The organism is Bradyrhizobium tunisiense, assembly GCF_042263385.1.
Classification (GTDB): domain Bacteria; phylum Pseudomonadota; class Alphaproteobacteria; order Rhizobiales; family Xanthobacteraceae; genus Bradyrhizobium; species Bradyrhizobium tunisiense.
Map to the genome: position 1 here is coordinate 397,757 of NZ_JBHLEV010000001.1, position 24,436 is coordinate 422,192.

Here is a 24,436-nt window from a genome sequence, read left to right on the forward strand (position 1 = left end):
ACAACGGACCGTCAGGCCCGTGTTCAAGCCGTCGACAAGCTGCATATTTCCCGAGGAAGCCAAGCACTTACTGAGAGGCAAGATACATGGGTATGTTAGTCTATACGGGTAAGCCATTTAAAGACCTGATGAACAGCAATTACTATCCCCTCGCGAACATGAAGAGGAGCGTCGCCAAGCTCAAGGCATCCGAAGACATCGATCTGCCCACCCTCGAATACGGCCAGTATCACCTGATCTTGAACCCGCCTTCGACGTGGCCGCAGGGAAGCGCCAAATACTGGCACAAGGAGAAGGGCCGGGCCCGCGTCGATCTCAGCACCCAGCCGAACACCGTTCCTCTGTCCAAGGACGAGCCCGGCGTCATCCCGCTGACGCGATGCGACCTGCTCGATGCCTGCGTCCGGAAGTGCTTCAATTCCGAACCGCCGATCCCGATGAAGACGAAGGTCATCACTCACGCTGCCAGCGACGCCTATGCGCACCGGCATGAGATCCGGCTGGAGTGGGAATACAAGAAGGGCTCGGACAAGCCGACGCTGCTCCATCTGACGATGGTGTGCCCGTTCAGATCGTGATTGGAAACGTTTGACGCCGTTGAAATGATCGTCGCCCGCGCCACAGGCGCGGGCCTTTTGTATGCTGCCTGACTGCGGAGAAGGCCCGGCGGACTCGCCGTGGTCCGGCATCTGCCCTATACGGCCTCACCCCAAGGCTTCAGGATGATCTTGCCCGCACTGGCTCGCTCGGCGAGGATACGATGCGCCTCTGCCGCCTTGCTCAGGGGGAGAATGTGGCCGATCTGAACGTCGATATCGCCGGACCTGATGAATCCGATCAGCTTCCGCAAGGCGGCGGCCGCTTCTTGCGGCCGTGACTGAAACCAGCCACCAACATAATACGTGATCAGCGACTGATTCAGGCCAAGCATGGCGTAGGGATTGACCGGCTTACGTTCGCGGGACGCCGCGCCGTATACGACGATACGGCCGAACGGTCCCATGGTTTGAAGACTTTGGTTCAGAACATCACCGCCGGTGGCCTCGAGCACCACGTCAATGCCCTTGCCAGCGGTGAGCTCGCGCGCCTCTTTGACCCAATCGGGCTTGGTGTAATCGATGGCGGCATCCGCACCGAGCTTCAAGGCGAGTTCGCGCTTGGCCGGGGTACTGGCGGCGGCGATGACCTTGCCGGCGCCCAGCAGCTTGGCGAGCTGCACCGCGTAGGTGCCGACACCGCCGCCGGCCGCCTGCACCAGGACGGTTTCGCCCGGCTGCAACCGGGCGCAATCGGCAAGCGTTTGAAATGCGGTCATGCCGGCCACCACCAGCGAACAGGCTTGGTCCGGGGTCAGGCCATCCGGGAGAGGGATGACCTTCCCGAGTTTGGCGACCGCATATTGAGCGTAGCCCCCGGCCCCACCGTTTTCGAGCGAGGCAAAGACCTTGGCTCCGACCGGAATGGTCGTCACGCCCTCGCCAGCAGCTTCGACCACACCCGCGACCTCGCTGCCGGGAATAAACGGAAGCGGCGAAGGAAACGGATAGGGATCGTTGTTGCGCCTGACGACGTCGGCAAAATTGACGCTCGCGGATTCAACCTTGATCAGGACCTCGCCGGCAGCAGGTGTCGGCTTTGGCGCGTCCTCGTAGACCAGAACGTCCGGTCCGCCATACTCGTGCAGTTGGGCAACTTTCATTGCACTCACTCCGCAGCTTCCGCCGATTCAAGCGCGGGGTAGTCGACGTAACCGGGCGCGCCGCCGCCATAGAAGGTCGCGCGATCGTAGGGATTGAGCGGAGCGCCGATCTGCAGGCGGCGCGGCAAATCCGGATTGGCGATGAAGTGCCGCCCGAAGGCAACGGCGTCGCCCTGCCCAGCTCGGATCGCCGCATCCGCCGACGGGCCGATGAAGCCGCCGGCGAGAATCAAGGTGCCGGGCCAGAACGGACGTAGATCGTTGATCGCGAGCGGCGCTCCGGCCTCCCCCGCATCGGTGTTACGGGATTCGATCAGGTGGACATAGGCGATATCGAGCGGAGCAAGCTGGGACAGGACGTGGCCGTAGAGTCCGATCGGGTCGGCCTCGCCGGCATCATTGACCACGCCGAACGGAGAGAACCGGACGCCGACGCGATCTCCGCCCCAGATCTCGACCAGCGCTGTCATCACCTCGATCAGCAGGCGCGAGCGGTTTTCGACCGAGCCGCCATAAGCGTCCGTGCGGTGATTGGTCTTGCTGTGAAGGAATTGCTCGATCAGATAGCCGTTCGCCCCGTGAAGCTCGACGCCGTCGAAGCCGGCAGCCAGCGCATTGCGGGCGCCTTCGCGATAGGCTTCGACGATTCCCGGAATTTCGGCGAGATCGAGCGCACGCGGCGTCTCGAACGGCACCATCGCGAAAGAGGGCGTGAACGCCTTGCCCGCCGGGGTGATCGCCGAAGGCGCGACAGGCTGCACGCCACCCGGCTGGAAGCTCGAATGAGAGATCCGACCGGTGTGCCAGAGCTGCAGAAAGATGATGCCGCCCTTGGCGTGAACCGCGTCGGTGATCTTCTTCCATCCGGCAACCTGTTCGGCGGAATGAATGCCCGGCGTTGCCGGATAGCCCTGCCCATAAGGTGTGACCTGGGACGCCTCGGTGATGATCAACCCGCCGGATGATGCGCGCTGCGAATAATAGGCGATGGCGAGGTCCGTCGGCACATTGCCGGTCGAGCGCATCCGCGTGAGCGGCGCCATCACGACGCGATGCGAGAGCGTGTAGCGGCCGAGCTTGAGCGGGGCGAACAAGTCCGTGGAAGTCATGGCGTCATCCTTCGTTTCGGAACGAGCTGGAAGCCCGGGAGATGGGGCCCTCATTCTGGTTTAATCTTGAAACCATCGACAAGATGGCCGAGATGGTTTAAATTTGCAACCAGTTAATTCATCACATCGCCGTGGGCGGGTGGCAGACGAGGGAAGGCATGAAAGGCAAGCGGACCAACCTCGATGATGCAGGCTGCGCCATTGCGCGCTCGCTCGGCGTGATCGGCGACTGGTGGTCGCTCCTGATCATCCGCGATGCGCTGGGTGGAAAGCGGCGGTTCGGCGAGCTTCAGAAAAGCCTTGGGATGGCCAAGAACATCTTGTCGGCGCGGCTGCAGAAGCTCGTCGAGCACGGCATTCTCGCCACCGCGCCAGCTTCGGATGGCACCGCCTACAAGGAGTATGTCCTCACCCCCAAGGGAAAGAAGCTCTATCTCGTCCTGGTTGCGCTCTGGCAGTGGGGCGAGGAATTCTGCTTCGCGCCCGGCGAGCTCACCTATGACATGGTCGACAGACAGACGCAGAAGCCATTCCAGCCGCTCGAACTCAAGGCGCGCGATGGAGGCCTGCGCGGACCGGACGATATGCGGGCATTGTCGCGTCCGGCGGCAAAGGCGCCGCGCAGAGCTTCAGTGAGGCGCTAGAGGCAAAGTACGCCCCACGGAATGCTGCCGTCCACCGCCGCGCCGAATTTCTGAAAGCGGCGCTGCTCAATCATCCCCAAAACAAAAATGGCCCGCTTCAAGCGGGCCATTTTCGTATCGGATCCGGTAAAAATCCGAATTTGGTTGCGGGGATAGGATTTGAACCTATGACCTTCAGGTTATGAGCCTGACGAGCTACCGGGCTGCTCCACCCCGCGTTAACACTTGCACGCCTTCAGCCAGATCCTGGGGACGGTCGGTTGAGGCCGACGCTGTTCGCGTGGCTTTCCTCTTCCGTCCCAAAGGTTTCCTTGGAAGGCAACCCCGGGGCAGTGCCCATCGGGTGCGGGGCGTATGTATCAAGGCGTGCTGACTTTGGAAAGGGCTGCGGGAACGTTTTTTTCGACTTTATGACAGGAGAAGCGACCGATTTTCGCGGCGTTCCGCGTGCTCTTGCCAGAAGTTCCACAAAGGGCCAGCTTGCGGCAACAAGATTAAGGCCAAAGTGCCGGCTGAGGGAGGAACGCCCGTGGACAATGCCTGATCAGCGCCCCGCGGCGGGCGCCGGAGGAGGCCTTCCGCGCCATGGTTGCGTTCTCGCGGGACGAGCTCGGCCTGGATGGCGCCGCAGCGGATCGCGATTTTCCGGGCTCGCGACTTCGTCGCGCCGGGGAATGACGACCAACAAGAAGACTCTCGGGGGGAACAAACATTGAGTGACACATTCGATTTCGTCGTCGTGGGCGCTGGCTCCGGCGGCTGCACCGTTGCGGGCCGCCTGTCGGAGGATGCGGCCACGTCGGTGGCGCTGCTCGATGCGGGCGGCCGGAACGACAATTGGCGGATCAGCACGCCGTTCGGGCTCGCTTTGCCGTACAGTCCGGCCAACTGGGCCTTCGATACGGTGCCGCAGAAGGGATTGAACGGCCGCATCGGCTATCAGCCGCGCGGCAAGGGTCTCGGCGGCTCCTCGGCGATCAACGCCATGGTCTACATCCGCGGCAACAAATGGGACTACGACCACTGGGCCGCGCTCGGCAACACCGGCTGGTCGTATGCGGACGTGCTGCCCTATTTCAAGGCTTCCGAGAACAACGCCGATTTTGACGGCGCGCATCATGGCAAGGGCGGCCCGCTGCACGTCAACAGGCTGCGCTCGGACAATCCGATCCATGACGTCTTCCATCAGGCCGCGCGCGAGGCGCAGTTCCGCATCCGCGAAGATTTCAATGCGGAGGACCAGGAAGGGCTCGGCAGCTACCAGGTGACGCAGCACAATGGCGAGCGCTGGAGCGCGGCGCGCGCCTATGTGCACCCCTACATGAACAAGCGCCCCAATCTGCGCGTCGAGATTGGAGCACAGGCCACGAAGATCCTGTTCGAAGCCGGCCGCGCGGTCGGCATCGAATATGTGCAGGGGAAGCAGACCAAGCGGCTGCTCGCCCGGCGCGAGGTGATCCTCGCCGCAGGAGCCTTCCAGTCACCGCAACTGCTGATGCTGTCGGGCATAGGTGAAGGCGATGCGCTGCGTTCGCATGGCATTGGCGTCATGCATCATTTGCCGGGCGTCGGGCGCAACCTGCAGGATCATCCGGATTTCGTTTTCGTCTACGCCTCCGACTATCCGCACTTCGTGCACTCGTCGATCCGTCGGCTGCCGTCCCTGCTCCGCGCCGTCCGGCGGTACCGCCGCGAGCGACGCGGCCTGATGACCACCAATTTCGCCGAATGCGGCGGCTTCCTGAAGACGCAGGTCCACCTCGACGTGCCTGACATCCAGCTGCACTTCGTCATCGCGATGCTCGACGACCATGGCCGCAAGAAGCACAAGGAGGCAGGGTTCTCGTGCCATGTCTGCCTGCTCAGACCGAAGAGCCGTGGCAGTGTCTGGCTGAAAAGCGCCGATCCGCTCGCAGCGCCGATGATCGATCCGAATTTTCTGGGCGAGGAGGAGGATCTCGAAACCCTGGTCGCGGGCTTCAAGACCACGCGGCGGCTGATGGAGACGCCTGCGCTACGCGCGTTGCAGAAGAAGGACATGTTCACCGCGAACGTGAAAACGGACGACGACATCCGCGCCATCCTGCGCAACCGCGTCGACACCGTCTATCACCCGGTCGGCACCTGCAAGATGGGGACGGATGCGATGGCCGTGGTCGATCCCACATTGAAGGTGCACGGGGTCGAGGGCTTGCGCGTCGTCGATGCCTCCATCATGCCGACCTTGATCGGCGGCAACACCAATGCGCCGACCATCATGATCGGAGAGAAGGCTGCGGACATGATCAGGGCGGAGATGCGGGCGAGTTAGGCGATAACGTCGCGCCAAGCGACGTTATCGAAGCCAGCAGCAGCATCGCGCCAGTGATGGTTTCTTTACTGACGCCGAATAGGTCTGACATGACGATCACCCTGACGCACCCCTGAGCTTTCGGAGGCACCAATACAGACGATTTTATCGATCTGAAACCGGAATGACCGGTCCGGCGTTCATTCGTTCCATCGAGGCGGGGTTTTGCTCATGAACAGTTTCGATCTCGCCGTCTATGCCGCGCTCGCCATCGCGGTCGGATTCGGCTTCAGGACCGGCCTGCTGCGCAGCGCCATGACCATCCTCGCCTATCTTCTTGCCGCGCCGATCGCGGTTGCGCTGATGCCGCTGATTGCGCCGCAAATCGCAGGTAACCCGAATTCACCGTTGCTGCAGAACTGGATCTGGTTCTTCGCCATCTTCGTCGTGGTCGGCATGCTGTTCGGGCATATCGGCCGCATCGCGCTGAACGACACCATCGGAGAGGCCGGCATCGGCGACCGGCTCGGCGGCGCCGCGCTCGGCGCCATCAGGGTCGGTCTCGTCGCCACCACGCTGGTCCTGGTGTTCGACCAGATCGTGCCGGCCAATCGCCAGCCGCCCTTTCTCGCCGGCTCGTATTTGCGGCCGCTGTTCTCGACGGCAGGTCAGATGGGGTTCAAGTCATTGCCGCCGGAAGCAGCCTCCGCAATCGACCGCCTCAAGCAGGAGCAGCGCATCTAGAGCGCATTTGCATCGCCGCAGACCGCGCCATGCATTTTGACGTGGGCCCCTCCCTTATCAGCGGCGCCACGATTGGCTAGAGTGCCGCCATCCAAAACCTGCCTGACATTACGGGAGTGAAACAGTGGATCTTGGGATCAAAGGTCGCCGCGCCATCGTCTGCGCATCCAGCAAGGGCCTCGGCCGAGCCTGCGCCATCTCGCTTGCCGACGCCGGCGTTCACGTCACGCTGACCGCGCGCGGCGCCGAGGCTCTGAAGAAGACGGCCGACGACATCCGCAAGGCCTATCCCGACGTGACGGTCACCGAGATCGTCGGCGACATCACGACGCCGGCGGGCCGCGAAGCCGTGCTGAAGGCGTGCCCCGAGCCCGACATCCTGATCAACAATGCCGGCGGCCCGCCGCCTGGCGATTTCCGCAACTGGACCCGGGACGACTGGATCAAGGCGATCGACGCCAACATGCTGACGCCGATCGAGCTGATCAAGGCGACCGTGGACGGCATGATGGCGCGCAAGTTCGGCCGCATCGTCAACATCACCTCGGCCGCGGTGAAGGCGCCGATCGACATTCTCGGCCTCTCCAACGGTGCGCGCGCCGGCCTCACCGGTTTCATCGCCGGCCTGTCGCGCAAGACCGTGATCAACAACGTCACCATCAACGGCCTGCTGCCGGGTCCGTTCGAGACCGATCGCTTGACCAGCACCGCGAAGGGCGAAGCCGACAAGCGTGGCGTGACGCCGCAACAAATCCTGGCCGAGCGCGCCAAGCTCAATCCCGCCGGCCGCTTCGGCCAGCCCGACGAGTTCGGCTACGCCTGCGCCTTCCTGTGCGGCGCCAAGGCCGGCTTCATCACCGGGCAGAACATTCTGCTCGATGGTGGTGCATTCCCGGGGACGTTGTAACGCCCCCTTCGCTCTCTCCCCTCGATGCGGGGAGAGAGCGCTTCGCGGATCACCGCTGCCTGGTCGGCTCGTCTTCGTCCTGCTGACTGGGACCGGAGGAATCGGCCGTCGTGCGCTCGTCGGTCCAGTCGACGCCGAATTCGTCGAGCCCGTCCGCGAGCAGGTCGCCCAGCATCGGCTCGCCGAGCAGGTAGTGCACCGTTTCGCGGCGCGGGCTGCGGTACTCGGCGCGCGCCTCGACCGCGCGGGCGCGCAGATCGTCCCAATCATCGATCGTGCCGTCGCCGCGACCGAGCCAGGTCAGCGCGACGAGATCGACCTGCTCGTCCTCGTTCAAGGCGATCATAAAACTTCCGAGCTCGTTGACGACAGGATCGGAGCCGTCGTCCGCGAGCACATCGACCGCATCGTCATCGGCCGGGTTCGAGCCGGAATCCGGATCGGAATCGCCCTCCTTGACGTCGAATTCGCGCGCCTTCTCGATGATGAAGGCAACCTTCTCCGCGGATATTGCAAGCTCTGGCATGGCTCTCTCCAGGGTTCCGGCGATAACGCCGCACCGCGTCAGATGATCCATTGCGCATCATGGCGGAACACCGCATGTTTCGGCGTTCTCTCCTCGTCATTCCGGGGCGAAGCGCAGTCGCGAACCGGGAATCTCGTGAAACAAGAAAATGGGAAGGTGCCGGATGCAGTGGAAGGTCGGCCAGGTCAAAATCACCAAGGTTGTGGAATTGGAGACGGTCGGCTCGACCCGTTTCATCCTGCCGCTCGCGAGCAATGATGAAATCCGCAGGCTGCCCTGGCTGATCCCGCATTTCGCCACCGAAGAGGGCCGCCTGAAAATGTCGATCCATTCGCTGGTGGTGGAGACGCCTTCGCAGCGCATCGTGGTCGACACCGGCCTTGGCAACGACAAGCAGGGCCGCAGCGTTCCGACCTGGAATAACCGCACCACGCCGTTCCTGGCGACGATGATGGCGGCAGGCTTTGCGCCCGACAGCATCGACACGGTGCTGTGCACGCATCTTCATGTCGATCATGTCGGCTGGAATACGAAGCTGGTCGAGGACCGATGGGTGCCGACCTTTCCCAAGGCGCGCTACGTCTTCGGCAAGACCGAGTACGAATACTGGCTGGAGCATTCGACCGAGCCGGACAAGCGGGCCGTGTTTGACGATTCCGTCAAGCCGATCGTCGATGCCGGCAGGGCCGATCTGATCCCGAGCGACCACCGGCTCTGCGAGGAGATCAGCATGATCCCGACACCGGGCCACAGTCCCGGCCATATGAGCATTCTGATCCGATCGGACGGCGAACAGGCCCTGCTCACCGGAGACGTCGCCCATCATCCCTGCCAGATGACACATCTCGACTGGTCCTCGACCGCGGATTCCGACCAGACGCAGTCTGCCACGACGCGCCGTGAACTGTTCGGCCGATTTGCCGATACGCCGACGCTGGTGATCGGCGGCCATTTCTCGGCCGGGCATATCAAGCGGGATGGGGATGCGTTCAGGCTCGAGGCGCTGGGGTGATCTCCGTTTTTGGGCGGTTGAATTTCCGGCCGCCCTGTTCCATGAAGCTGTTAACCGATCGGTCCAATCCCAAGGGAGAAACGAAAATGAAGCTTGTTCGCTATGGCGAGAAGGGTGCGGAAAAGCCCGGCCTGATCGACAAATCCGGCCAGTTGCGCGACCTGTCGGCGCATCTGAAGGACCTCACCGGCGAGGCCTATTCGCCCGAGAGCCTGAAGAAGCTGGCAGGCCTCGATCCCGCCTCGCTGCCTGCCGTATCGGGCAAGCCGCGTTTCGGCGCGCCGGTCACCGGCATTTCGAAATTCGTCGCCATCGGCCTCAACTACTCCGACCATGCCAAGGAGACGGGCGCTGCGATCCCGACCGAGCCGATCATCTTCATGAAGGCGAACACGTCGCTATCAGGCCCGAACGACGCCGTCGAGAAGCCGCGCGGCTCGACCAAGCTCGATTGGGAGGTCGAGATCGCTGCCGTCATCGGCACCCGTGCGAAATATGTCTCGGAAGCCGATGCGCTGGACCACGTCGCCGGCTACTGCGTCTGCAACGACGTCTCCGAGCGCGCCTTCCAGATCGAGCGCCTGGGACAGTGGACGAAGGGCAAGTCGCACGACACGTTCGGCCCGCTCGGACCGTGGCTTGCCACCAAGGACGAGATCAAGGACGTGCAGAACCTGTCGATGTGGCTGGATGTCAACGGCCAGCGCCGCCAGACCGGCTCGACCAAGACCATGATCTTCTCCATGGCCAAGTGCATTTCCTATGTCTCGCAGTTCATGACGCTGCTGCCCGGCGACGTCATCACGACAGGCACCCCGCCCGGTGTCGGCCTCGGCATGAAGCCGCCGACCTTCCTCAATGTCGGCGACGTCGTGACGCTTGGCATCGAGGGTCTCGGCGAGCAGCGCCAGGAGATCATCGCGGCGTAAGGGCCTCCGGCCCTCTCCACGTCATTGCGAGGGAAGCGAAGCAATCCAGAATCCCTCCGCGGCGACACTCTGGATTGCTTCGTCGCTTCGCTCCTCGCAATGACGAAGCAAAACGTTCATTTGTGGGATACTCTGGATGAAACTCACCTTCTCCCCCGCCTCGCCCTTCGCCCGCAAGGTGCGCATCGCCGCGATCGAGCTCGGACTGATCGACAAGATCGAGCTGACGCCGGCGACCGTTGCGCCCGGCACGGCCAATGAGGACTATTCGAAGATCACGCCGCTGAAGAAGCTGCCGGTGCTGATCACCAATGACGGCGACGTCATCTTGGATTCCTACGTCATCGTCGAATATCTCAACGAGATGGCCGGCGGCAGCCTGATCCCGGATTACGGCCCGCGGCGCTGGAAGGCCAAGACCAATCACTCCCTGATCAACGGCATGCTCGATTCGATGCTGCTGTGCCGTTACGAGAAGATGGTGCGGCCGCAGGGCCTGCAATGGCAGGCGTGGTCGGACGACCACTGGAACCGGGCCTGGATCGGCATGGCGCGCTTCGAGAACATGCCCGACGTCCTGGATGGCCCGTTCGACATCTCGCAGATCGGCCTCGTTTGCGTGCTCGGCTATGCCGACTTCCGCTTCGCCGATTGCAACTGGCGCAAGGCCTATCCGAAGCTCGATGCCTTCCACCAGAAGATGCTGGAGCGGCCCTCGGTCAAGATCTCGGTGCCGCCGGCGGCGTAACAGGAACATGCCGGGAGAATGATGATGCGCGATCGCTTCTCCCGTCTCACACGTCTCGGCGCGAGCCTCGTGCTCGCGCTCTCCGTCTCAGCCACTCCTCCACGGGCCGAGAGCATGTCGCCTGGACCAGCCGATCAGGCCTGCGGATCGCCGTCATCGATCGACGATGGCTGGGAGATCGCCTCGCCCGCCAGCGTAGGCATGGACGGCGCGCAGCTGTGCACAGTCGCCGTGCGACTCACGCAGCGGTCAACCGCGGTCCATTCGGTCGTCGTCGCCAGGCATGGCAAGCTCGTCTTCGAGCAATATTTTCCCGGCTACGACCAGCCTTGGGGACAGCCCGACGGCCAATACGAATTCACCGCAGTAACCAAGCACGACATGCGCTCGGCGTCCAAGAGCGTGACCTCGCTGCTGATTGGAATCGCGATCGACCGCAAGCTCATCGCGGGCGTCGACGAGCCCGTCCTGAAATTCTTCCCCGACACCGCAGCGGTGAAGCAGCCGGGATGGGACGCGATCACGCTGCGTCATCTGCTGACGATGTCATCGGGCTTCACATGGGATGAGGCACGCGCCTGGACTGATCCGAAGAACGACGAGCCGCATCTTGTCTTCGAGCCGGACCCGATTGGCTATGTGTTGTCGCGACCGATCGCGGCACCACCCGATATGCTATGGACCTATAATGGCGGCGGCACCGAGCTGCTCGGCAACATCATCGAACGCGTCTCGAACAAATCTCTGGAGGCCTTCGCGCGCGAGACACTGTTTCAGCCGCTCGGCATCACCGATGTCAAATGGAAGTCATACAAGAACGGCAAGATCGCAGCGGCCTCGGGCCTGCGCCTGCGGCCGCGCGATGCGGCGAAGATCGGCCAGATCGTGCTCAGTCGCGGCCAGTGGAACGGCCGACAGATCGTCCCGGCCGACTGGATCGCACAATCGATCACGCCGCGCTTCCAGGCGGTCGGCTTTTTCGGCGGCACGCTGTTCTACGGCTATCAATGGTGGATGGGCCGCTCGTTCGCCGGCGGCAAGGAGATCAAATGGGTTGCCGCATTCGGCTGGGGCGGGCAACGCATCTTCATCGTACCGGAGCTTGATCTCGTCATGATGACGACTGCCGCGCAATACGGCCAACCCAAAGAAGGCCTGACTGCGATCGACATCCTCTCCAATATCGTCATTCCGTCCGTGCGCGACGCGCACTGATCACGAGGGAAGCGAACATGAGTCTGAAATTCTCGGTCGGCGATCTCACCATCCATCGCGTCATCGAGCAGGAAACCTCGTTCGTCCCGGCGCTGGAGATGCTGCCGGACCTGACGAGCGACGTGCTGGCCGAGAACCGCGCATGGATGCGCGAAGCGAAGGCGCTGGACGAGGAGGATGTGCTGCTGCTGTGCTTCCAGTCCTATGTGGTGAAGACGCCGCACCACACCATTCTGATCGACAGCTGCATCGGCAACGACAAGCCGCGGCCGCAGCGGCCGAAATGGAACATGAAGACCGACGATACTTATTTGCGCGGCCTCGACGCCGCCGGGTTCTCGGTCGACGACATCGACTTCGTGATGTGCACGCATCTGCATGTCGACCACGTCGGCTGGAACACGCGGCTCGAGAACGGCCACTGGGTGCCGACCTTCCCCAAGGCACGCTACGTCTTCGCCAGGCAGGAATTCGACCACTGGTCGGCGCAGAACGCGAAGGCGGCGGTCCCGCCCTTCGCCGACAGCGTCCTGCCGGTGGTCGAGGCCAAGCGCCACGAGCTCGTCGGCAATGATCATCAGATCGGCGACCACGTCCGCATCCTGCCGACGCCCGGCCACACGCCGGGCCATATCGCCATCACGATGGGCCGCAGCAAGGACGATGCCGTGTTCTCGGGCGACCTGATGCACTCGCCGTTGCAGACGCTCTATCCGGAGCTGTCGATCAAGTTCGACGTCGATCCGGCCAGGGCGGCGACGACGCGCCGCAGCTTCCTGGAACGCTATTGCGACACCGACACGCTGTGCTGCACCGCGCATTTCCCCTCGCCATCGGTCGGGAAGATCAGGCGCAAGGGCAGCGGCTTCGTTTGTGCTGCGGTTTGATGTAAGGCGGTTGCACCGCGAACTCCCGTCCTCCCCTGGAGGGGGAGGATCGGTTCGCATGCAGCGCTGCGGAATGCGAACCGAGGTGGGGTGACGGTCTCTCCACAACGGACGCTGCCCGTGTTGAGAGATCACCCACCCCGCTCGCGCTTCGCGCGATCGACCCTCCCCCTCCGGGGAGGGTAAGGAGGAAGCACCGATGGCCGATCTTCCCGACGTTCCTCTCCCCGCCAGCATCCGCTCGCGCTATGTCGACGGCATCAACGGCTTGCGCATGCATGTGCTGGAGGCCGGCTTCGAGAGCAAGGGCCGTCCCTGCATCCTTCTGCTGCACGGCTTTCCCGAGCTGGCCTTCTCCTGGCGCAAGGTGATGCCTACGCTCGCTGCGGCCGGCTACCACGTGATCGCACCGGATCAGCGCGGCTATGGCCGCACCACGGGATGGAGCGCGGACTATGACGGCGATCTGGTCCCGTTCTCGCTGCTCAACCTGGTGCGGGATGCGCTGGCCCTCGTGTCTGCGTTCGGTTACAGGCAGGTCGACGTCGTCGGGCACGATTTCGGCAGTCCGGTCGCGGCCTGGTGCTCGCTGATCCGGCCCGACGTGTTTCGGTCGGTGACGATGATGAGCGCGCCGTTCGGCGGACCGCCATCGCTGCCCTTCAACACCGCGGGCGAGCCCGCCAAGCCCGCGGTGGAAGACCCCGTCCATCGCGAGCTCGCCGCGCTGCCGCGTCCACGCAAGCATTATCAATGGTATTATTCGACACGGCAGGCCAATGGCGACATGCAGCACGCGCCGCAGGGCGTGCATGATTTCCTGCGCGCCTATTATCATCACAAGAGCGCGGACTGGACCGGCAACAAGCCCTATCCGCTAAGATCGTGGTCGGCGAGCGAGCTGGCAAAGCTGCCGACGTATTATGTGATGGATGCCGGCGAGACCATGGCCGAGACGGTGGCGAAGGAGATGCCCTCACCGGCCACGATTGCCGCCAACCAATGGCTGCCGGATAGCGACCTCGCCTATTACAGCGCCGAATATGGCCGCACCGGCTTCCAGGGCGGCCTGCAATGGTATCGCTGCGGCACGTCAGGCGCTTTCAACTCCGAACTGCAATTGTTCGCCGGCCGCAGCATCGACGTTCCCTCATGCTTCATCTCGGGCATGCAGGATTGGGGCACATATCAGCGCCCGGGCGTGTTCGAGACGATGCAGGCGCGCGCGTGTACGCAGATGCTCGGCTGCCATCTCATCGACGGCGCCGGCCATTGGGTCCAGCAGGAGCAGCCCGGGGAGGTGAGCCGGCGGCTGTTGGACTTCCTCGCCCAAACCCGCAAGGCCTGATTTGACCCGGGAACCTCGGCTCCCTATATAGTTTAGAACAATTCTAAACTATGGGACATTGGGTTACCGTGAAGAATTTTGCCGATCTCACTGAGCGCGAGGTGCTTGCGGTCGCGATCTCCTCCGAAGAGGAGGACAGCCGTATCTACATGACCTTCGCAGAGGATCTCCGCGAGCGTTACCCGGACACGGCGAAGATTTTTGAAGAGATGGCCGAGGAGGAGCACGGCCACCGCCACATGTTGCTGGAATTGTACGAGCAGCGCTTCGGCCCGCATCTGCCACCGATCCGCCGCGAGGACGTCAAGGGATTCCTGCGCCGCCGCCCGGTCTGGCTCACCAAGAACCTGTCGCTCGATGCCATCCGCAGGGAAGTCGAGACCATGGAGATGCAGGCGGAGCGCTTCTACGTGAAGGCCGCCGAAAAGGCTCAGGACGTCGGCGTGCGCCGCCTGCTCGGCGATCTCGCCGAAGCAGAGAAAGGTCACGAGGAGACCGCCGCAAAGCTCACGGGCGAGATCCTGAGTTCCGACGTCCGCGCCGAGGAGGACCGCACCAACCGCCGCATGTTCGTGCTGCAATATGTGCAGCCGGGCCTCGCAGGCTTGATGGATGGTTCGGTCTCGACGCTGGCGCCGCTGTTTGCGGCGGCGTTCGCCACTCACCAGAACTGGCAGACGTTCCTCGTCGGCCTTGCCGCCTCGATCGGCGCCGGCATCAGCATGGGCTTCGCCGAAGCACTGTCCGACGACGGCTCGCTGACGGGACGCGGATCGCCTTGGCTGCGCGGGGTCACCTGCGGCGCGATGACGACGCTTGGCGGGCTCGGCCACACCGCGCCCTATCTCGTGCCGGATAGCTGGGCCAATGCGTTCTGGATCGCAACGGCCATCGCCTGCGTCGTGGTGTTCTTCGAATTGTGGGCGATCGCATTCATCCGCTCGCGCTACATGGACACGCCGTTCCTCCAGGCGGCGTTCCAGATCGTGCTCGGCGGCGCGATCGTGCTCGCGGTGGGGATATTGATCGGGGCGGCGTAGTCGTGGTCTCCGCTGTCGTCCCGGACAAGCGGGATATGGGTCCCGGCCTTCGCCGGGACGACAGCGAATGCGTGGCGGAGCTTTCGCGTCTCGCTCGACCTCTCCGGCATAGCAATCGCCATCAAACGCCGGTTGCGGCATTCGGCCAAACTGCGCATCATCCTTCGACAAGAACAGGAGAAACGCCGTGGCCAAATCGCAGTGGAGTTTCAGGAGCGCCGTCGAGCTATCGGCCGCGCTGGCGGCGAAGAAGGTCTCGTCAGTCGAGCTCACGAGGGACGCGATCGACCGCATCGAGCGGCACGACGGCAAGGTCAACGCCATCTGCGTGCGGGATTTCGACCGCGCGCTCAGTGCCGCGCGAGACGCGGACGCTGCTTTGGCACGCGGCGAGCGCAAGCCTTTGCTCGGCCTGCCCGTGACCGTGAAGGAATCCTTCAACATCGCGGGCCTGCCGACGACTTGGGGCTGGACGCCGCAGAAGGATTTCAGGCCGCCGGAGGACGCGCTCTCGATCAGCCGGGTGAAGACCGCCGGCGGCGTCATTGTCGGCAAGACCAACGTTCCCGTCGGCTTGGGAGACTGGCAGAGCTACAACGACATCTATGGCACGACGAACAATCCGTACGATCTCGGCCGCACGCCCGGCGGCTCGTCTGGCGGCTCGTCGGCAGCGCTTGCCGCCGGCTACGGGCCGCTGTCGCTCGGTTCCGACATTGGCGGCTCGCTGCGCGTGCCGGCCTTCCATTGCGGGGTCTATGCGCACAAGCCGACCTACAATCTCTGTCCGACGCGCGGCCACACGCCGCCGCCATTTCCCGCGATCCCGATGGAGCGCGATATGGCGGTGATCGGTCCGATGGCGCGGAGTGCCGTCGATCTGACGCTGCTGCTGGACGTGATGGCCGGCCCCGATCCGCTCGACCTCGGCGTCGGATACAGGCTTGCGCTGCCGGAGGCGCGCCACGCCGGGCTGAAGGATTTCCGCCTCCTGATGATCGACGGCCATCCGCTGCTGCCCGCGAATGCCGAAATTCGCGGCGCGATCGAAAAGCTGGCCGGGCAGCTGACGAACGCCGGCGCGAAAGTCGCGCGCGAGAGCCCGCTGTTTCCGGACTTCCGGGAGGCCTCGCGGCTCTACATGCGCATGCTCATGGGCTTTCTCGGCGCGTTCTTTCCGCCTGATATTCTCGCCGGCGCACGTGCCGGCGCGGCGCAGCTCTCACCCGACGACAAGAGCCTTGCGGCCGAGCGGCTGCGCGGCATGACCTCCAGCCATCAGGCCTGGGTGTTCGACGAGGGCGCGCGCGCCGGCCTGCGCGCGCAATGGCGGCAATTGTTCAGGACGTTCGATGCCGTGATCTGCCCGATCATGCCGACCCCAGCCTATCCGCATGATCATTCGCCGGAGCAGGAGAAGCGGCGGATCAATATCGACGGCAAGGACCATTCCTATCCGGACCAGCTCGCCTGGCCCGGAATCGCCACGCTGACGGGCCTGCCGGCCACGGCCGTCCCGCTCGGCCTGTCGAAGGACGGCCTGCCGGTCGGCGTCCAGATCATCGGGCCTTTCCTCGAAGACCGCACGCCGCTCAAGCTCGCCGAGCTGATCGAGCGCGAGTTCGGCGGGTTCGTGCCGCCGAAGATGTTCGACGATTAGTGCCGCCTCGTCATTGCGAGCGTGGCGAAGCAATCCAGGCTGCATCCGCGGAGACACTTCCGGATTGCTTCGCTACGCTCGCAATGACGGAGCAAGACAATGTCGGGATTTCCGGGGTCGCCCTTCGCGCGCCCCGGAATGACAGGGAGGCAGGAACACCATGAGCAACGACCTCGATCAACTCACCGCGCTCAACCGCGACTACGTTGCCTCCGTGCAGAACTGCGACGTCAGGCGTTTCGACGAGATCCTGGCGCCGGATTTCTATTGCTCCAATCCCGACAAGACGCTGGTCGACCGCGCGGCTTTCCTGGAGCAAACGGCACGGCCGATCGCGATCCGCAATCTGCATGCACATGATGTCATCATCCGCATCTTGGGCGACTTCGCGATCATTCATGCCGCGACGAGCTACACCACCGCGGACGGACAGCGGGCGACCGGGCGATATACCGATTGCTGGGCGAAGCAGAACGGCAGATGGCTGGCGGTGTCCGCGCACGTGTCGCGGTGAGATGGCAAGCCATTCTCATACCCACCGTCATGCCCCGGCTTGCCGCCTTCGCTGAAGCTTCGGCGAGCCTTGGCGGAGCCGGGACCGGGGCATCCAGTACCCGGCGGCCGTCATCAGCCCACACAACTCCGCCACGGCGTACTGGACGCCCGGTCGAGCGGGGCGATGACACCGATTTTGGAGCGACGCTGGGGAGCGCCAGCGCTCAACTGTCAAACATGATCACGCTCCGCAGCGTCTTGCCGGCTTTCATGTTGGCAAAGCCGTCGTTGATCTCGCTCAGCTTCAGCTTGGCCGAGATCCAGTCCTCCAGGTGCAGCCGTCCTCGCAGGTAGAAATCGACCAGGCGCGGCATGTCGACGCGAAAATGGTTCGAGCCCATCGAGGAGCCCTGGATCTTGCGCTCGCGCAGGAAGTCGAAGCCGTGCAGCTCGATCTTCTGGCCGAACGGAATCATGCCGACGATGGTGGCGGTGCCGCCGGAGGCGAGCATGCCGAACGCCTGCTCCGCCGTTTCCTTGCGGCCGAGCACCTCGAAGGAATGATGCACGCCGCCATTGGTGAGATCGCGCACCTGTTTCACGACGTCGCCATCGGCGGGATTGATGATGTCGGTCGCACCCAGCTTGGTCGCGAGCTGGAGCTTCGCCGGATTGGTGTCGATGGCGATGATGCGGCCGGCGCCCGCGATTTGCGCGCCGTTGATCGCGGCCATGCCGACGCCGCCGCAGCCGATCACGGCAACGGTCTCGCCCGCCGTCACTTTGGCCGTGTTCACGACCGCGCCGTAGCCCGTGATGACCCCGCAGCCGATCAGCGCGGCGAGATCGAGCGGCATCTCCTTGCGGATTTTGACGATCGCGTTCTCGTGCACCAGCATCTGCTCGGCAAAGGACGAGAGATTGAGGAACTGGTGCAGCTTTTCCGGCTTGGACCATTGCATCCGGTTGGAGACACCCGGCAGCAGCTTAACCGTGGTGTCGGTGCAGAGCACGGTGCGGCCGGTGGTGCAGTTGTCGCAGGTGCCGCAGAACACCGACAGGCAAGTGACGACGTGATCGCCCGGCTTGACGTAAGTGACGTCGGAGCCGACCTGTTCGACGACGCCGGCGGATTCGTGGCCGAGGACCGCTGGCAGCGGATGCGGATAGAGCCCTTCCATGAAGTGCAAATCGGAATGGCAGAGCCCGGCGACCGCCGTGCGGATCAGCACTTCGCGCGGGCCCGGTTTCGGCAGGCTGACATCCTCGATGACCAGCGGCTGGTTGACTTCATAGAGGACGGCGGCCTTCATCGAGCACTCCCTGTCGCTTCTTTTGGTTGAGCGTGGCGCGCAGCCTACGCCGCCAGAACGAGTTCGCCAACCTCGCTCATGCCGGCTGAGCTGTCGCCGAGCAGCAGCGCGGCGATCTTCGCCTGCACGGCATTTTCCGTGAGCCGGAACGGATCGTTCGGTGATACCCGGTGATCGATCACGAGCCGCGACAACAGCAGCCGGCGCGCATCGCCGCGCATCTCGTGGATGCGGTGGGCCTCCCAGGCGAGCGCGACCGCACTTGCGACATGATAGAGCAGGCTGGTGGCACGCCGCGCATCGGATTCGTTGTCGGCCTTGCCCGCCACTTCGCGCGCGAAGCCGACGGCGCGATCGACGAGACCGCGCAAACGGTCGCGCCAGGCCTGCGGCACCGAGGCGCTGTCGTCGAGCCGGGCGTGCAGATCGGCGGCGAGCGCGGACTCCGCACCGTGACGTCCGACCGCGCGCCTGAGCGCATCGATGGCGACGATGTTGCCGGTGCCCTCCCAGACCGAGCCGAGATGTGCATCGCGAAGCAAGCGGGCCGTGGCGAACTCCTCGATATAGCCGATGCCGCCGCGCATCTCGAGCGCATCGCCGCAAACCTTTCGCGCATCGCGCGTGGCGCGGAATTTCAGCGTCGGGGTGAGGATACGCAGCAGCGCTGCCGCATCCTGGCTGCCGGCTTCGGCGCGGTCGAGAGCATCTGCGGTGAGAAAACTCATCGAGAGGGCCTGCTCGACCGGCAGCATGATTTTCAGCATCTGCCGCCGTCCGAGCGGCAGATCGATGATGCGCTGACCGAACACGACACGGTTGGTCGCCACGGTCATCGCATCATGATAGGCGCGGCGCATCAGCGCGGTGGATTTGACGCCGTTGGACAGCCGCGAGGAGTTCACCATCTCGGCCATCTGCACGAAGCCGCGGTCGAGCTTGCCAACCGCGTACGCAATTGCGCCTTCGAGCTTGATCTCGCCCGAGGCCATCGAGCGGGTGCCGAGCTTGTCCTTGAGGCGGACGATCCGGTAGTGGTTTTGCGAGCCGTCGTCGAGGAAGCGCGGCATCAGGAACAGGCCGACGCCGCGCGTGCCGGGACCGGCGCCTTCGGGACGCGCCAGCAGCATCACGACCTTGGCATCGGCATTCGAGCAGAACCATTTCTCGCCGGTGAGGCGCCAATGGTCGCCTTCCTGCACCGCCCGCGTCGTCAGCGTGCCGACATCGGAGCCGCCCTCCTTCTCGGTCATGAACTGGCCGCCTTGCGTCAGCTTGCTCATGTCGGTCGATGTCAGGCCGTCCAGATATTTCGCCTTCAGTGCCTCGCTGCCGAAATTCGCCAGCAGCTTGGCGCAGCCGTCGGTCACGTTGATCGGGCAGCCCATGCCGAATTCGGTCTGGTTGAACAGGAAGGTGAAGGCGTGTTTGGCCACGACAGGATATTTGTCCGGCCAGCCCATGATGCCCTTGCGGATCGAGAGCGCGTGGATGCCGAATTCGCCGAACGCTGCATTCTCCAGCTCGCGATAGGCCGGGTGATATTCGATCCACTGCACGTCGCGGCCGAACTTGTCGCGCTGGTGCAGCACCGGCGTGTGCCGGTCGGCGAGCCGCGCGCACTCGTCGAGACGGCCGCCGGCCAGTTCGCCGAGACGGTCGAGATGCGGCTCGATGTGACGGAACAGCATGTCCGGCAGATGGATGCGCAAGAGATCGGTGAGCGCGGGATCGGCGCGGTAGAAGTTCATGCCTGACGTATCGGGTGCCAGCAGACCGGGTTGCTCGGCCGCGACGTGTTTCGGCTGCGCCGTGACCGGCTTGTGCATGATGGTTCTCTCGTTTCCGCTGGCCCGGACGTTCAACGCCACTTTAGCGCTTGCCGCTCGGGATGATGTCGATCATGCTCCAGCCGCAGACACGTATAAAGCCGCAAATTGTCAGGGCGGCATGATCGCCGTGAGGGAGCAATTCGCCGCCCTGCGGAATTGTGACCGCGCCGGCTGGTTGTTCGCGCGGCCCATGCATAGATCAGCGTCGCCCTGTCCCAAGAGATCACGCCCATGGAACATCCGAATTACAAGATCGCCCTCATCGTCGGCGCCGGCGAAGGCCTGAGCGCCTCGCTGGCGCGCTTGCTCGCCGCGCAAGGCATTCGCGTTGCGCTGGCCGCCCGAAAGATCGAGAAGCTTGGCGCGCTCTGCACTGAGACCGGCGCGAAGGCCTATTCCTGCAATGCCACCGAGCCTGACGAGGTCGAGCGCCTGTTCGGCCTCGTCGAGCGCGAGATCGGCACCCCCGATCTCGTCATCTACAACGCCAGCGGCCGCGCCCGCGGGCCCATCGTGGATCTCGTCCCGGCCGATGTCGCGCAGGCGATCGCGGTCAGTGCCTATGGCGGCTTTCTGGTGGCGCAGCAGGCGGCCAAGCGCATGCTGCCGAACAAGCACGGCGCGATCCTGTTCACCGGCGCCTCTGCCAGCGTCAAGGGCTACGCGCAGTCCGCCTCCTTCGCGATGGGCAAGTTCGCGTTGCGTGGACTCGCACAGAGCCTGGCGCGCGAATTGTCGCCGCAAGGCATCCATGTCGCGCATTTCGTGATCGACGGCGGCATCAAGAGCGCAGCGCGGAGCGAGCCGGATGACAAGCCGGATTCGATGCTCGATCCCGACGCGATCGCGGAGAGCTACTGGAACGTGTTGCAGCAGCCGCGTAGCGCCTGGAGCTGGGAGATCGAGCTGCGGCCCTGGGTGGAGACGTTTTGAGCACCAACGTCGCCACAATCCTCATTGCGAGGAGCCCTGGCGACGAAGCAATCCAGGGCTGTCACCGCGGAAACATCTCTGGATTGCTTCGCTTCGCTCGCAATGACGGCAAGGAGGAACGATGAGCACGGAAACCACCATCGATACCGGCACCAATGAACTCCTCTGCAGCATCCGCGACCGGGTCGCAATCATCACGCTGAACCGACCGGAGGCGCGCAATTCGTTGTCGGACACGCTGACGCCGGCGCTGCGCACGATGATCCGGAGCTGCGGCGAGAATCCCGATGTCGGCGCGCTGCTGCTGACGGGTGCGGGTGAAGCCTTCTGCGCCGGCGGCAACGTCAAGGGCATGGGCGCGCATCGCGATCCGAAGAAGCTGGAGATGTCGCTCGACGAGCGCATTGCCGACCTCCAGGAGCGGCAGCGGCTGCTCACGGGTGCGCTGGTGTCGGTGCGCAAGCCGACTATCGCCGCGCTGCCCGGCCCCGCCGTCGGCGCCGGGCTCGCCATCGCCATGGCCTGCGACATCCGCATTGCCGCGCAATCGGCTTTCGTCGCCACCGGCTATGCGCGCATCGCGCTGTCAGGCGATTACGGCATCGCCTGGCTGCTGACGCGGCTGGTCGGCACCGCGCGGGCGCGCGAATTGATGTTCACCGGCGATCGGATTGATGCTGTCAGGTGCGAGACGATCGGGCTCGTCAATCGCGTCGTGCCCGACGACAAGCTGCAGACCGAGGCCTTTGCTCTGGCCAAGTCGCTCGCCGAAGGTCCGCGCCTGGCGCTGCGCTACATGAAGGACAATCTCGACGAGGCACTGCTGTTCGACTTCGAGACGGCGCGCGACCACGAGGCCGAACGTCTGACCCGCCTGACCACGACCGCCGACCACAAGGAGGCGGTGCAGGCCTTCATCGAGAAGCGCAAGGCGATGTTCACGGGGAGGTAGGTGCTCGCTTTGCAACAGGCCGTCGAGACGGGTAACCGGCTGTCATTCCGGGCGATGCGAAGCATCGAGCCCGGAATCCATCTGGCCGCAAGACACGTCGTGAAGTAGATTCCGGGTTCGCGCTACGCGCGCCCCGGAATGACGATGTGGGGAGGGTCTTCGCACGAACCGCAACCGGGCAAAAAGAAGACCCGGCACTGGGGTCGCCAGGCCGGGCTGCAGTGGTGTCAGACCGAGGCTGAGGGGCTATCGGCCTGACGGGAAAGCGCGGCGAGGCGCCAGCTCGCGCAGGGAATGTCTTTCGGGGCGACCGAGATTTCCTTGTCGAAGTGCACCAGCTTCCAATCATCAGGATGATTGACGAAGGCGAACCCGGATTTGCGGGCGAGCGAGAGCATGGTTTCGTTGGAGCGCAGCGTCTCGCCGAAGATGCGCTCGGCGCCGAGCGCCGCGGCGCGGCATTCGAGGTTCTTCAACAGCGCGGTGGCGATGCCGTGGCCCTGCCAGCGATCATCGACCGACAGGCCGAATTCGAACATTGCGGTTTCGGCATTCAGCGCGTATCGCGCCTCGGCCACGATGGTCTCGAAGCCGTCGATGATCATGGTCGCGACCACGCTAAAACGTTCGCGCTCGCCGACCTGAAGGAAGTCGTGCAGCAGTCCGTACGGCAGCTCGCTGATCGCGCCGAAAAAACGGTTGTAGCGCGAGCGAGTCGAGAGCGAGCGGAAATAGTGCTGGAGCTCGTCCGCGTCACGCGGCTCGACAAAGCGGACGTCGAGCGCCTCGCCATGACGGGTGCGCAGCGTGTCCGAATATTGCCGGAGGTCTTCGAGGCGAAGGGTGCTCATCACACAAGCCCTGCGGAAAAGGGTCCGCCGGCGCCCCTGTCTTCAGGCGGCGCCGGCCTGGCGGCCAATCAGGCCCGCCAGAAGGGTTTGTCGGCCTCGTAGGCGATGTCGCTCCAGGACAGTCCGACGTCCTGGAGATCACGCGCGGTCCAATGGGTGAGCTCGCGCCTGTTGCGGTAGCGCTCGTACCAGACGTGAAGCGTCTCAAGGACCTGATTGATCAGGCCGGGCGCATGATGATTTGTCATCGAGGTGTGGGTCAAAGTAGACATTTTGAGCTCCTAGAGCTAACTTGGATGCAAATATCTGCTTCTTGGTGCACTGCGACAAACGACAATTTGTACCTTTTCGCATGAAATAACGTCATGTATCCTGCTGCCAAATGACTGCCAGATTGCCGTCCCTGAACGGATTGCGGGCGTTCGAGGCCGCCGCGCGCCATCTCAGCTTCACGCTGGCAGCCAGCGAGCTGAACGTGACGCAGACCGCGATCAGCCATCAGATCCGAAGGCTGGAGGAGGAGCTCGGCATCCGCCTGTTCATCCGGCAGAACCGCGCGCTGGCGCTGACGCCGGAAGCGCGCGACTACCTCCCGGGCGTCCGTGCCGCCTTCAACGACCTCCGGCTTGCAACCGACCGGTTGCTGCGCAAGGACGACGACAAGGTGCTGACGGTCTCGACGTTGGCCTCGCTCGCCGCGAAATGGCTGCTGCCGCGGCTGACGGATTTCCAGGAGCAGCATCCCGGCATCGATGTCCGCATCACCACCTCGGCCAGCCTGGTCGATTTCCAGCGCGACAATGTCGATGCTGCGATCCGCTACGGCCGCGGCCAGTGGCCCGGCCTGCGCGCCGACTGGCTGATGGCCGATGAGCTGTTTCCGGTGTGCAGCCCCTCCCTGCTGCGCGGCGACAAGCCGCTGCGCCGTCCAGAGGATCTCCGACACCATCCGCTGCTGCACACCTCGAGCTCCAACAGCGATGATTGGCGGCTGTGGCTGACCGCGGCGGGCCTGCCGGCCGACATCGCCAGGCACCCCGGCATCACCTTCGACATGATCTTCATGACCATCCAGGCAGCGATCGACGGCATCGGCGTGGCGATGGGGCGGACGTCCTACGTCCAGGACGACATCGCCAAGGGCCGCCTCGTGGTCCCCTTCAAGATCGCCCTGCCGGCGGATGCCGGCTTCTACCTTGTGGCGCCCGAGGGGCGCCGGGAAGCGCCGAAGCTGATGGCGTTCCGGAACTGGATGCTTGCTGCAACGCAAAATAAGGCCTGAAAAATCAGCGGCTTCCGCGG

At 64.0% G+C, this 24,436-nt stretch carries 24 protein-coding genes and 1 tRNA gene; 17 read left to right on the forward strand and 8 right to left on the reverse strand.

Annotated features, from left to right (window positions below):
* Window positions 1-86: 86 nt before the first annotated feature.
* The gene (locus ACFDR6_RS01870; RefSeq protein ID WP_212087697.1) at window positions 87-578 is read left to right on the forward strand and encodes a hypothetical protein; all 492 of its coding nucleotides are present in this window, start codon (window positions 87-89) and stop codon (window positions 576-578) included.
* A gap of 116 nt (window positions 579-694) precedes the next feature.
* Here the strand turns inward: ACFDR6_RS01870 and ACFDR6_RS01875 are convergent, their stop codons facing one another.
* Complete coding sequence (locus ACFDR6_RS01875) at window positions 695-1,699, reverse strand: quinone oxidoreductase family protein (protein ID WP_212087690.1); 1,005 nt, start codon at window positions 1,697-1,699, stop codon at window positions 695-697.
* Window positions 1,700-1,704: 5 nt separating this feature from the next.
* Window positions 1,705-2,808, reverse strand: coding sequence for an alkene reductase (locus tag ACFDR6_RS01880; RefSeq protein WP_375857172.1), 1,104 nt, complete (start codon window positions 2,806-2,808; stop codon window positions 1,705-1,707).
* A 158-nt stretch (window positions 2,809-2,966) separates the two neighbouring features.
* Here ACFDR6_RS01880 and ACFDR6_RS01885 point away from each other — a divergent pair, with 158 nt between their 5' ends.
* Window positions 2,967-3,452 carry a winged helix-turn-helix transcriptional regulator gene (locus ACFDR6_RS01885; protein ID WP_375857173.1) on the forward strand — a complete coding sequence of 162 codons (486 nt, stop codon included), beginning with the start codon at window positions 2,967-2,969 and terminating at the stop codon, window positions 3,450-3,452.
* 141 nt (window positions 3,453-3,593) lie between these two features.
* Here the strand turns inward: ACFDR6_RS01885 and ACFDR6_RS01890 are convergent.
* Window positions 3,594-3,670 (reverse strand) — tRNA-Met (locus tag ACFDR6_RS01890).
* 494 nt (window positions 3,671-4,164) lie between these two features.
* Here ACFDR6_RS01890 and ACFDR6_RS01895 point away from each other — a divergent pair.
* The 3 genes from ACFDR6_RS01895 to ACFDR6_RS01905 all read left to right on the forward strand — a co-directional run bounded on the left by ACFDR6_RS01895 (window position 4,165) and on the right by ACFDR6_RS01905 (window position 7,393).
* On the forward strand, window positions 4,165-5,763 hold the full coding sequence (locus tag ACFDR6_RS01895) for a GMC family oxidoreductase (protein ID WP_375857174.1): 1,599 nt from the start codon (window positions 4,165-4,167) through the stop codon (window positions 5,761-5,763).
* Window positions 5,764-5,973: 210 nt separating this feature from the next.
* Window positions 5,974-6,486 carry a CvpA family protein gene (locus ACFDR6_RS01900; RefSeq protein ID WP_317241233.1) on the forward strand — a complete coding sequence of 171 codons (513 nt, stop codon included), beginning with the start codon at window positions 5,974-5,976 and terminating at the stop codon, window positions 6,484-6,486.
* A 124-nt stretch (window positions 6,487-6,610) separates the two neighbouring features.
* Window positions 6,611-7,393: an SDR family oxidoreductase gene (locus tag ACFDR6_RS01905; protein WP_212087685.1), complete on the forward strand. Its 783-nt coding sequence runs from the start codon at window positions 6,611-6,613 to the stop codon at window positions 7,391-7,393.
* A gap of 49 nt (window positions 7,394-7,442) precedes the next feature.
* Here ACFDR6_RS01905 and ACFDR6_RS01910 read toward each other — a convergent pair whose 3' ends face one another.
* Window positions 7,443-7,919, reverse strand: a complete 477-nt coding sequence (locus ACFDR6_RS01910) for a DUF3775 domain-containing protein (RefSeq protein WP_375857175.1) — start codon at window positions 7,917-7,919, stop codon at window positions 7,443-7,445.
* A gap of 163 nt (window positions 7,920-8,082) precedes the next feature.
* On the opposite strand from ACFDR6_RS01910, the gene ACFDR6_RS01915 reads away from it, so the two are divergent.
* The 9 genes from ACFDR6_RS01915 to ACFDR6_RS01955 all read left to right on the forward strand — a co-directional run bounded on the left by ACFDR6_RS01915 (window position 8,083) and on the right by ACFDR6_RS01955 (window position 17,272).
* A complete protein-coding gene (locus ACFDR6_RS01915) occupies window positions 8,083-8,931 on the forward strand; it encodes an MBL fold metallo-hydrolase (protein ID WP_375857176.1) in 849 nt (282 codons plus the stop codon).
* Window positions 8,932-9,017: 86 nt separating this feature from the next.
* Window positions 9,018-9,860 carry a fumarylacetoacetate hydrolase family protein gene (locus tag ACFDR6_RS01920; RefSeq protein WP_375857177.1) on the forward strand — a complete coding sequence of 281 codons (843 nt, stop codon included), beginning with the start codon at window positions 9,018-9,020 and terminating at the stop codon, window positions 9,858-9,860.
* Between the two features lie 136 nt (window positions 9,861-9,996).
* A complete protein-coding gene (locus tag ACFDR6_RS01925; RefSeq protein WP_317241236.1) occupies window positions 9,997-10,608 on the forward strand; it encodes a glutathione S-transferase family protein in 612 nt (203 codons plus the stop codon).
* 24 nt (window positions 10,609-10,632) lie between these two features.
* Window positions 10,633-11,823 (forward strand): serine hydrolase domain-containing protein, encoded by a 1,191-nt coding sequence (locus ACFDR6_RS01930; protein ID WP_375857178.1) that lies wholly within the window; start codon window positions 10,633-10,635, stop codon window positions 11,821-11,823.
* A gap of 17 nt (window positions 11,824-11,840) precedes the next feature.
* On the forward strand, window positions 11,841-12,710 hold the full coding sequence (locus ACFDR6_RS01935; protein ID WP_375857179.1) for an MBL fold metallo-hydrolase: 870 nt from the start codon (window positions 11,841-11,843) through the stop codon (window positions 12,708-12,710).
* 199 nt (window positions 12,711-12,909) lie between these two features.
* Complete coding sequence (locus tag ACFDR6_RS01940) at window positions 12,910-14,058, forward strand: alpha/beta hydrolase (RefSeq protein WP_375857180.1); 1,149 nt, start codon at window positions 12,910-12,912, stop codon at window positions 14,056-14,058.
* 68 nt (window positions 14,059-14,126) lie between these two features.
* Window positions 14,127-15,098 carry an iron exporter MbfA gene (gene mbfA, locus ACFDR6_RS01945; RefSeq protein WP_375857181.1) on the forward strand — a complete coding sequence of 324 codons (972 nt, stop codon included), beginning with the start codon at window positions 14,127-14,129 and terminating at the stop codon, window positions 15,096-15,098.
* A gap of 187 nt (window positions 15,099-15,285) precedes the next feature.
* Window positions 15,286-16,758 (forward strand): amidase, encoded by a 1,473-nt coding sequence (locus ACFDR6_RS01950; RefSeq protein ID WP_317241240.1) that lies wholly within the window; start codon window positions 15,286-15,288, stop codon window positions 16,756-16,758.
* 160 nt (window positions 16,759-16,918) lie between these two features.
* Window positions 16,919-17,272, forward strand: a complete 354-nt coding sequence (locus ACFDR6_RS01955; RefSeq protein WP_375857182.1) for a nuclear transport factor 2 family protein — start codon at window positions 16,919-16,921, stop codon at window positions 17,270-17,272.
* Window positions 17,273-17,477: 205 nt separating this feature from the next.
* Here ACFDR6_RS01955 and ACFDR6_RS01960 read toward each other — a convergent pair whose 3' ends face one another.
* Together ACFDR6_RS01960 and ACFDR6_RS01965 are read right to left on the reverse strand one after the other, a co-directional pair.
* Entirely contained in the window at window positions 17,478-18,566 is a 1,089-nt protein-coding gene (locus tag ACFDR6_RS01960; RefSeq protein ID WP_375857183.1) for a Zn-dependent alcohol dehydrogenase, read from the reverse strand.
* A gap of 44 nt (window positions 18,567-18,610) precedes the next feature.
* Window positions 18,611-20,395 carry an acyl-CoA dehydrogenase family protein gene (locus tag ACFDR6_RS01965; RefSeq protein WP_375857184.1) on the reverse strand — a complete coding sequence of 595 codons (1,785 nt, stop codon included), beginning with the start codon at window positions 20,393-20,395 and terminating at the stop codon, window positions 18,611-18,613.
* A gap of 234 nt (window positions 20,396-20,629) precedes the next feature.
* Between ACFDR6_RS01965 and ACFDR6_RS01970 the strand changes: the two genes are divergently transcribed.
* Window positions 20,630-21,331, forward strand: a complete 702-nt coding sequence (locus ACFDR6_RS01970) for an SDR family oxidoreductase (protein ID WP_375857185.1) — start codon at window positions 20,630-20,632, stop codon at window positions 21,329-21,331.
* Window positions 21,332-21,452: 121 nt separating this feature from the next.
* The gene (locus ACFDR6_RS01975; RefSeq protein ID WP_375857186.1) at window positions 21,453-22,283 is read left to right on the forward strand and encodes an enoyl-CoA hydratase; all 831 of its coding nucleotides are present in this window, start codon (window positions 21,453-21,455) and stop codon (window positions 22,281-22,283) included.
* Between the two features lie 227 nt (window positions 22,284-22,510).
* On the opposite strand, the gene ACFDR6_RS01980 is transcribed toward ACFDR6_RS01975, so the two are convergent.
* Together ACFDR6_RS01980 and ACFDR6_RS01985 are read right to left on the reverse strand one after the other, a co-directional pair.
* Window positions 22,511-23,134 (reverse strand): GNAT family N-acetyltransferase, encoded by a 624-nt coding sequence (locus ACFDR6_RS01980; protein WP_375857187.1) that lies wholly within the window; start codon window positions 23,132-23,134, stop codon window positions 22,511-22,513.
* A gap of 68 nt (window positions 23,135-23,202) precedes the next feature.
* On the reverse strand, window positions 23,203-23,406 hold the full coding sequence (locus ACFDR6_RS01985) for a DUF1127 domain-containing protein (protein WP_375857188.1): 204 nt from the start codon (window positions 23,404-23,406) through the stop codon (window positions 23,203-23,205).
* 110 nt (window positions 23,407-23,516) lie between these two features.
* On the opposite strand from ACFDR6_RS01985, the gene ACFDR6_RS01990 reads away from it, so the two are divergent.
* Window positions 23,517-24,416 (forward strand): transcriptional regulator GcvA, encoded by a 900-nt coding sequence (locus ACFDR6_RS01990; RefSeq protein ID WP_375857189.1) that lies wholly within the window; start codon window positions 23,517-23,519, stop codon window positions 24,414-24,416.
* The last annotated feature ends 20 nt before the right edge of the window (window positions 24,417-24,436 follow it).

What these genes read in the sequence shown, in the direction of transcription:
- ACFDR6_RS01975 (WP_375857186.1), top strand. Translation starts at nt 21,453, where the DNA reads ATGAGCACGGAAACCACCATCGATACCGGCACCAATGAACTCCTCTGC.
- ACFDR6_RS01920 (WP_375857177.1), top strand. Translation starts at nt 9,018, where the DNA reads ATGAAGCTTGTTCGCTATGGCGAGAAGGGTGCGGAAAAGCCCGGCCTG.
- ACFDR6_RS01955 (WP_375857182.1), top strand. Translation starts at nt 16,919, where the DNA reads ATGAGCAACGACCTCGATCAACTCACCGCGCTCAACCGCGACTACGTT.
- ACFDR6_RS01925 (WP_317241236.1), top strand. Translation starts at nt 9,997, where the DNA reads ATGAAACTCACCTTCTCCCCCGCCTCGCCCTTCGCCCGCAAGGTGCGC.
- ACFDR6_RS01940 (WP_375857180.1), top strand. Translation starts at nt 12,910, where the DNA reads ATGGCCGATCTTCCCGACGTTCCTCTCCCCGCCAGCATCCGCTCGCGC.
- ACFDR6_RS01990 (WP_375857189.1), top strand. Translation starts at nt 23,517, where the DNA reads ATGACTGCCAGATTGCCGTCCCTGAACGGATTGCGGGCGTTCGAGGCC.
- ACFDR6_RS01980 (WP_375857187.1), bottom strand. Translation starts at nt 23,134, where the DNA reads ATGAGCACCCTTCGCCTCGAAGACCTCCGGCAATATTCGGACACGCTG.
- ACFDR6_RS01870 (WP_212087697.1), top strand. Translation starts at nt 87, where the DNA reads ATGGGTATGTTAGTCTATACGGGTAAGCCATTTAAAGACCTGATGAAC.
- ACFDR6_RS01880 (WP_375857172.1), bottom strand. Translation starts at nt 2,808, where the DNA reads ATGACTTCCACGGACTTGTTCGCCCCGCTCAAGCTCGGCCGCTACACG.
- ACFDR6_RS01960 (WP_375857183.1), bottom strand. Translation starts at nt 18,566, where the DNA reads ATGAAGGCCGCCGTCCTCTATGAAGTCAACCAGCCGCTGGTCATCGAG.
- ACFDR6_RS01930 (WP_375857178.1), top strand. Translation starts at nt 10,633, where the DNA reads ATGCGCGATCGCTTCTCCCGTCTCACACGTCTCGGCGCGAGCCTCGTG.
- ACFDR6_RS01915 (WP_375857176.1), top strand. Translation starts at nt 8,083, where the DNA reads ATGCAGTGGAAGGTCGGCCAGGTCAAAATCACCAAGGTTGTGGAATTG.
- ACFDR6_RS01875 (WP_212087690.1), bottom strand. Translation starts at nt 1,699, where the DNA reads ATGAAAGTTGCCCAACTGCACGAGTATGGCGGACCGGACGTTCTGGTC.
- ACFDR6_RS01900 (WP_317241233.1), top strand. Translation starts at nt 5,974, where the DNA reads ATGAACAGTTTCGATCTCGCCGTCTATGCCGCGCTCGCCATCGCGGTC.
- ACFDR6_RS01910 (WP_375857175.1), bottom strand. Translation starts at nt 7,919, where the DNA reads ATGCCAGAGCTTGCAATATCCGCGGAGAAGGTTGCCTTCATCATCGAG.
- ACFDR6_RS01885 (WP_375857173.1), top strand. Translation starts at nt 2,967, where the DNA reads ATGAAAGGCAAGCGGACCAACCTCGATGATGCAGGCTGCGCCATTGCG.
- ACFDR6_RS01935 (WP_375857179.1), top strand. Translation starts at nt 11,841, where the DNA reads ATGAGTCTGAAATTCTCGGTCGGCGATCTCACCATCCATCGCGTCATC.
- ACFDR6_RS01965 (WP_375857184.1), bottom strand. Translation starts at nt 20,395, where the DNA reads ATGCACAAGCCGGTCACGGCGCAGCCGAAACACGTCGCGGCCGAGCAA.
- ACFDR6_RS01985 (WP_375857188.1), bottom strand. Translation starts at nt 23,406, where the DNA reads ATGTCTACTTTGACCCACACCTCGATGACAAATCATCATGCGCCCGGC.
- ACFDR6_RS01970 (WP_375857185.1), top strand. Translation starts at nt 20,630, where the DNA reads ATGGAACATCCGAATTACAAGATCGCCCTCATCGTCGGCGCCGGCGAA.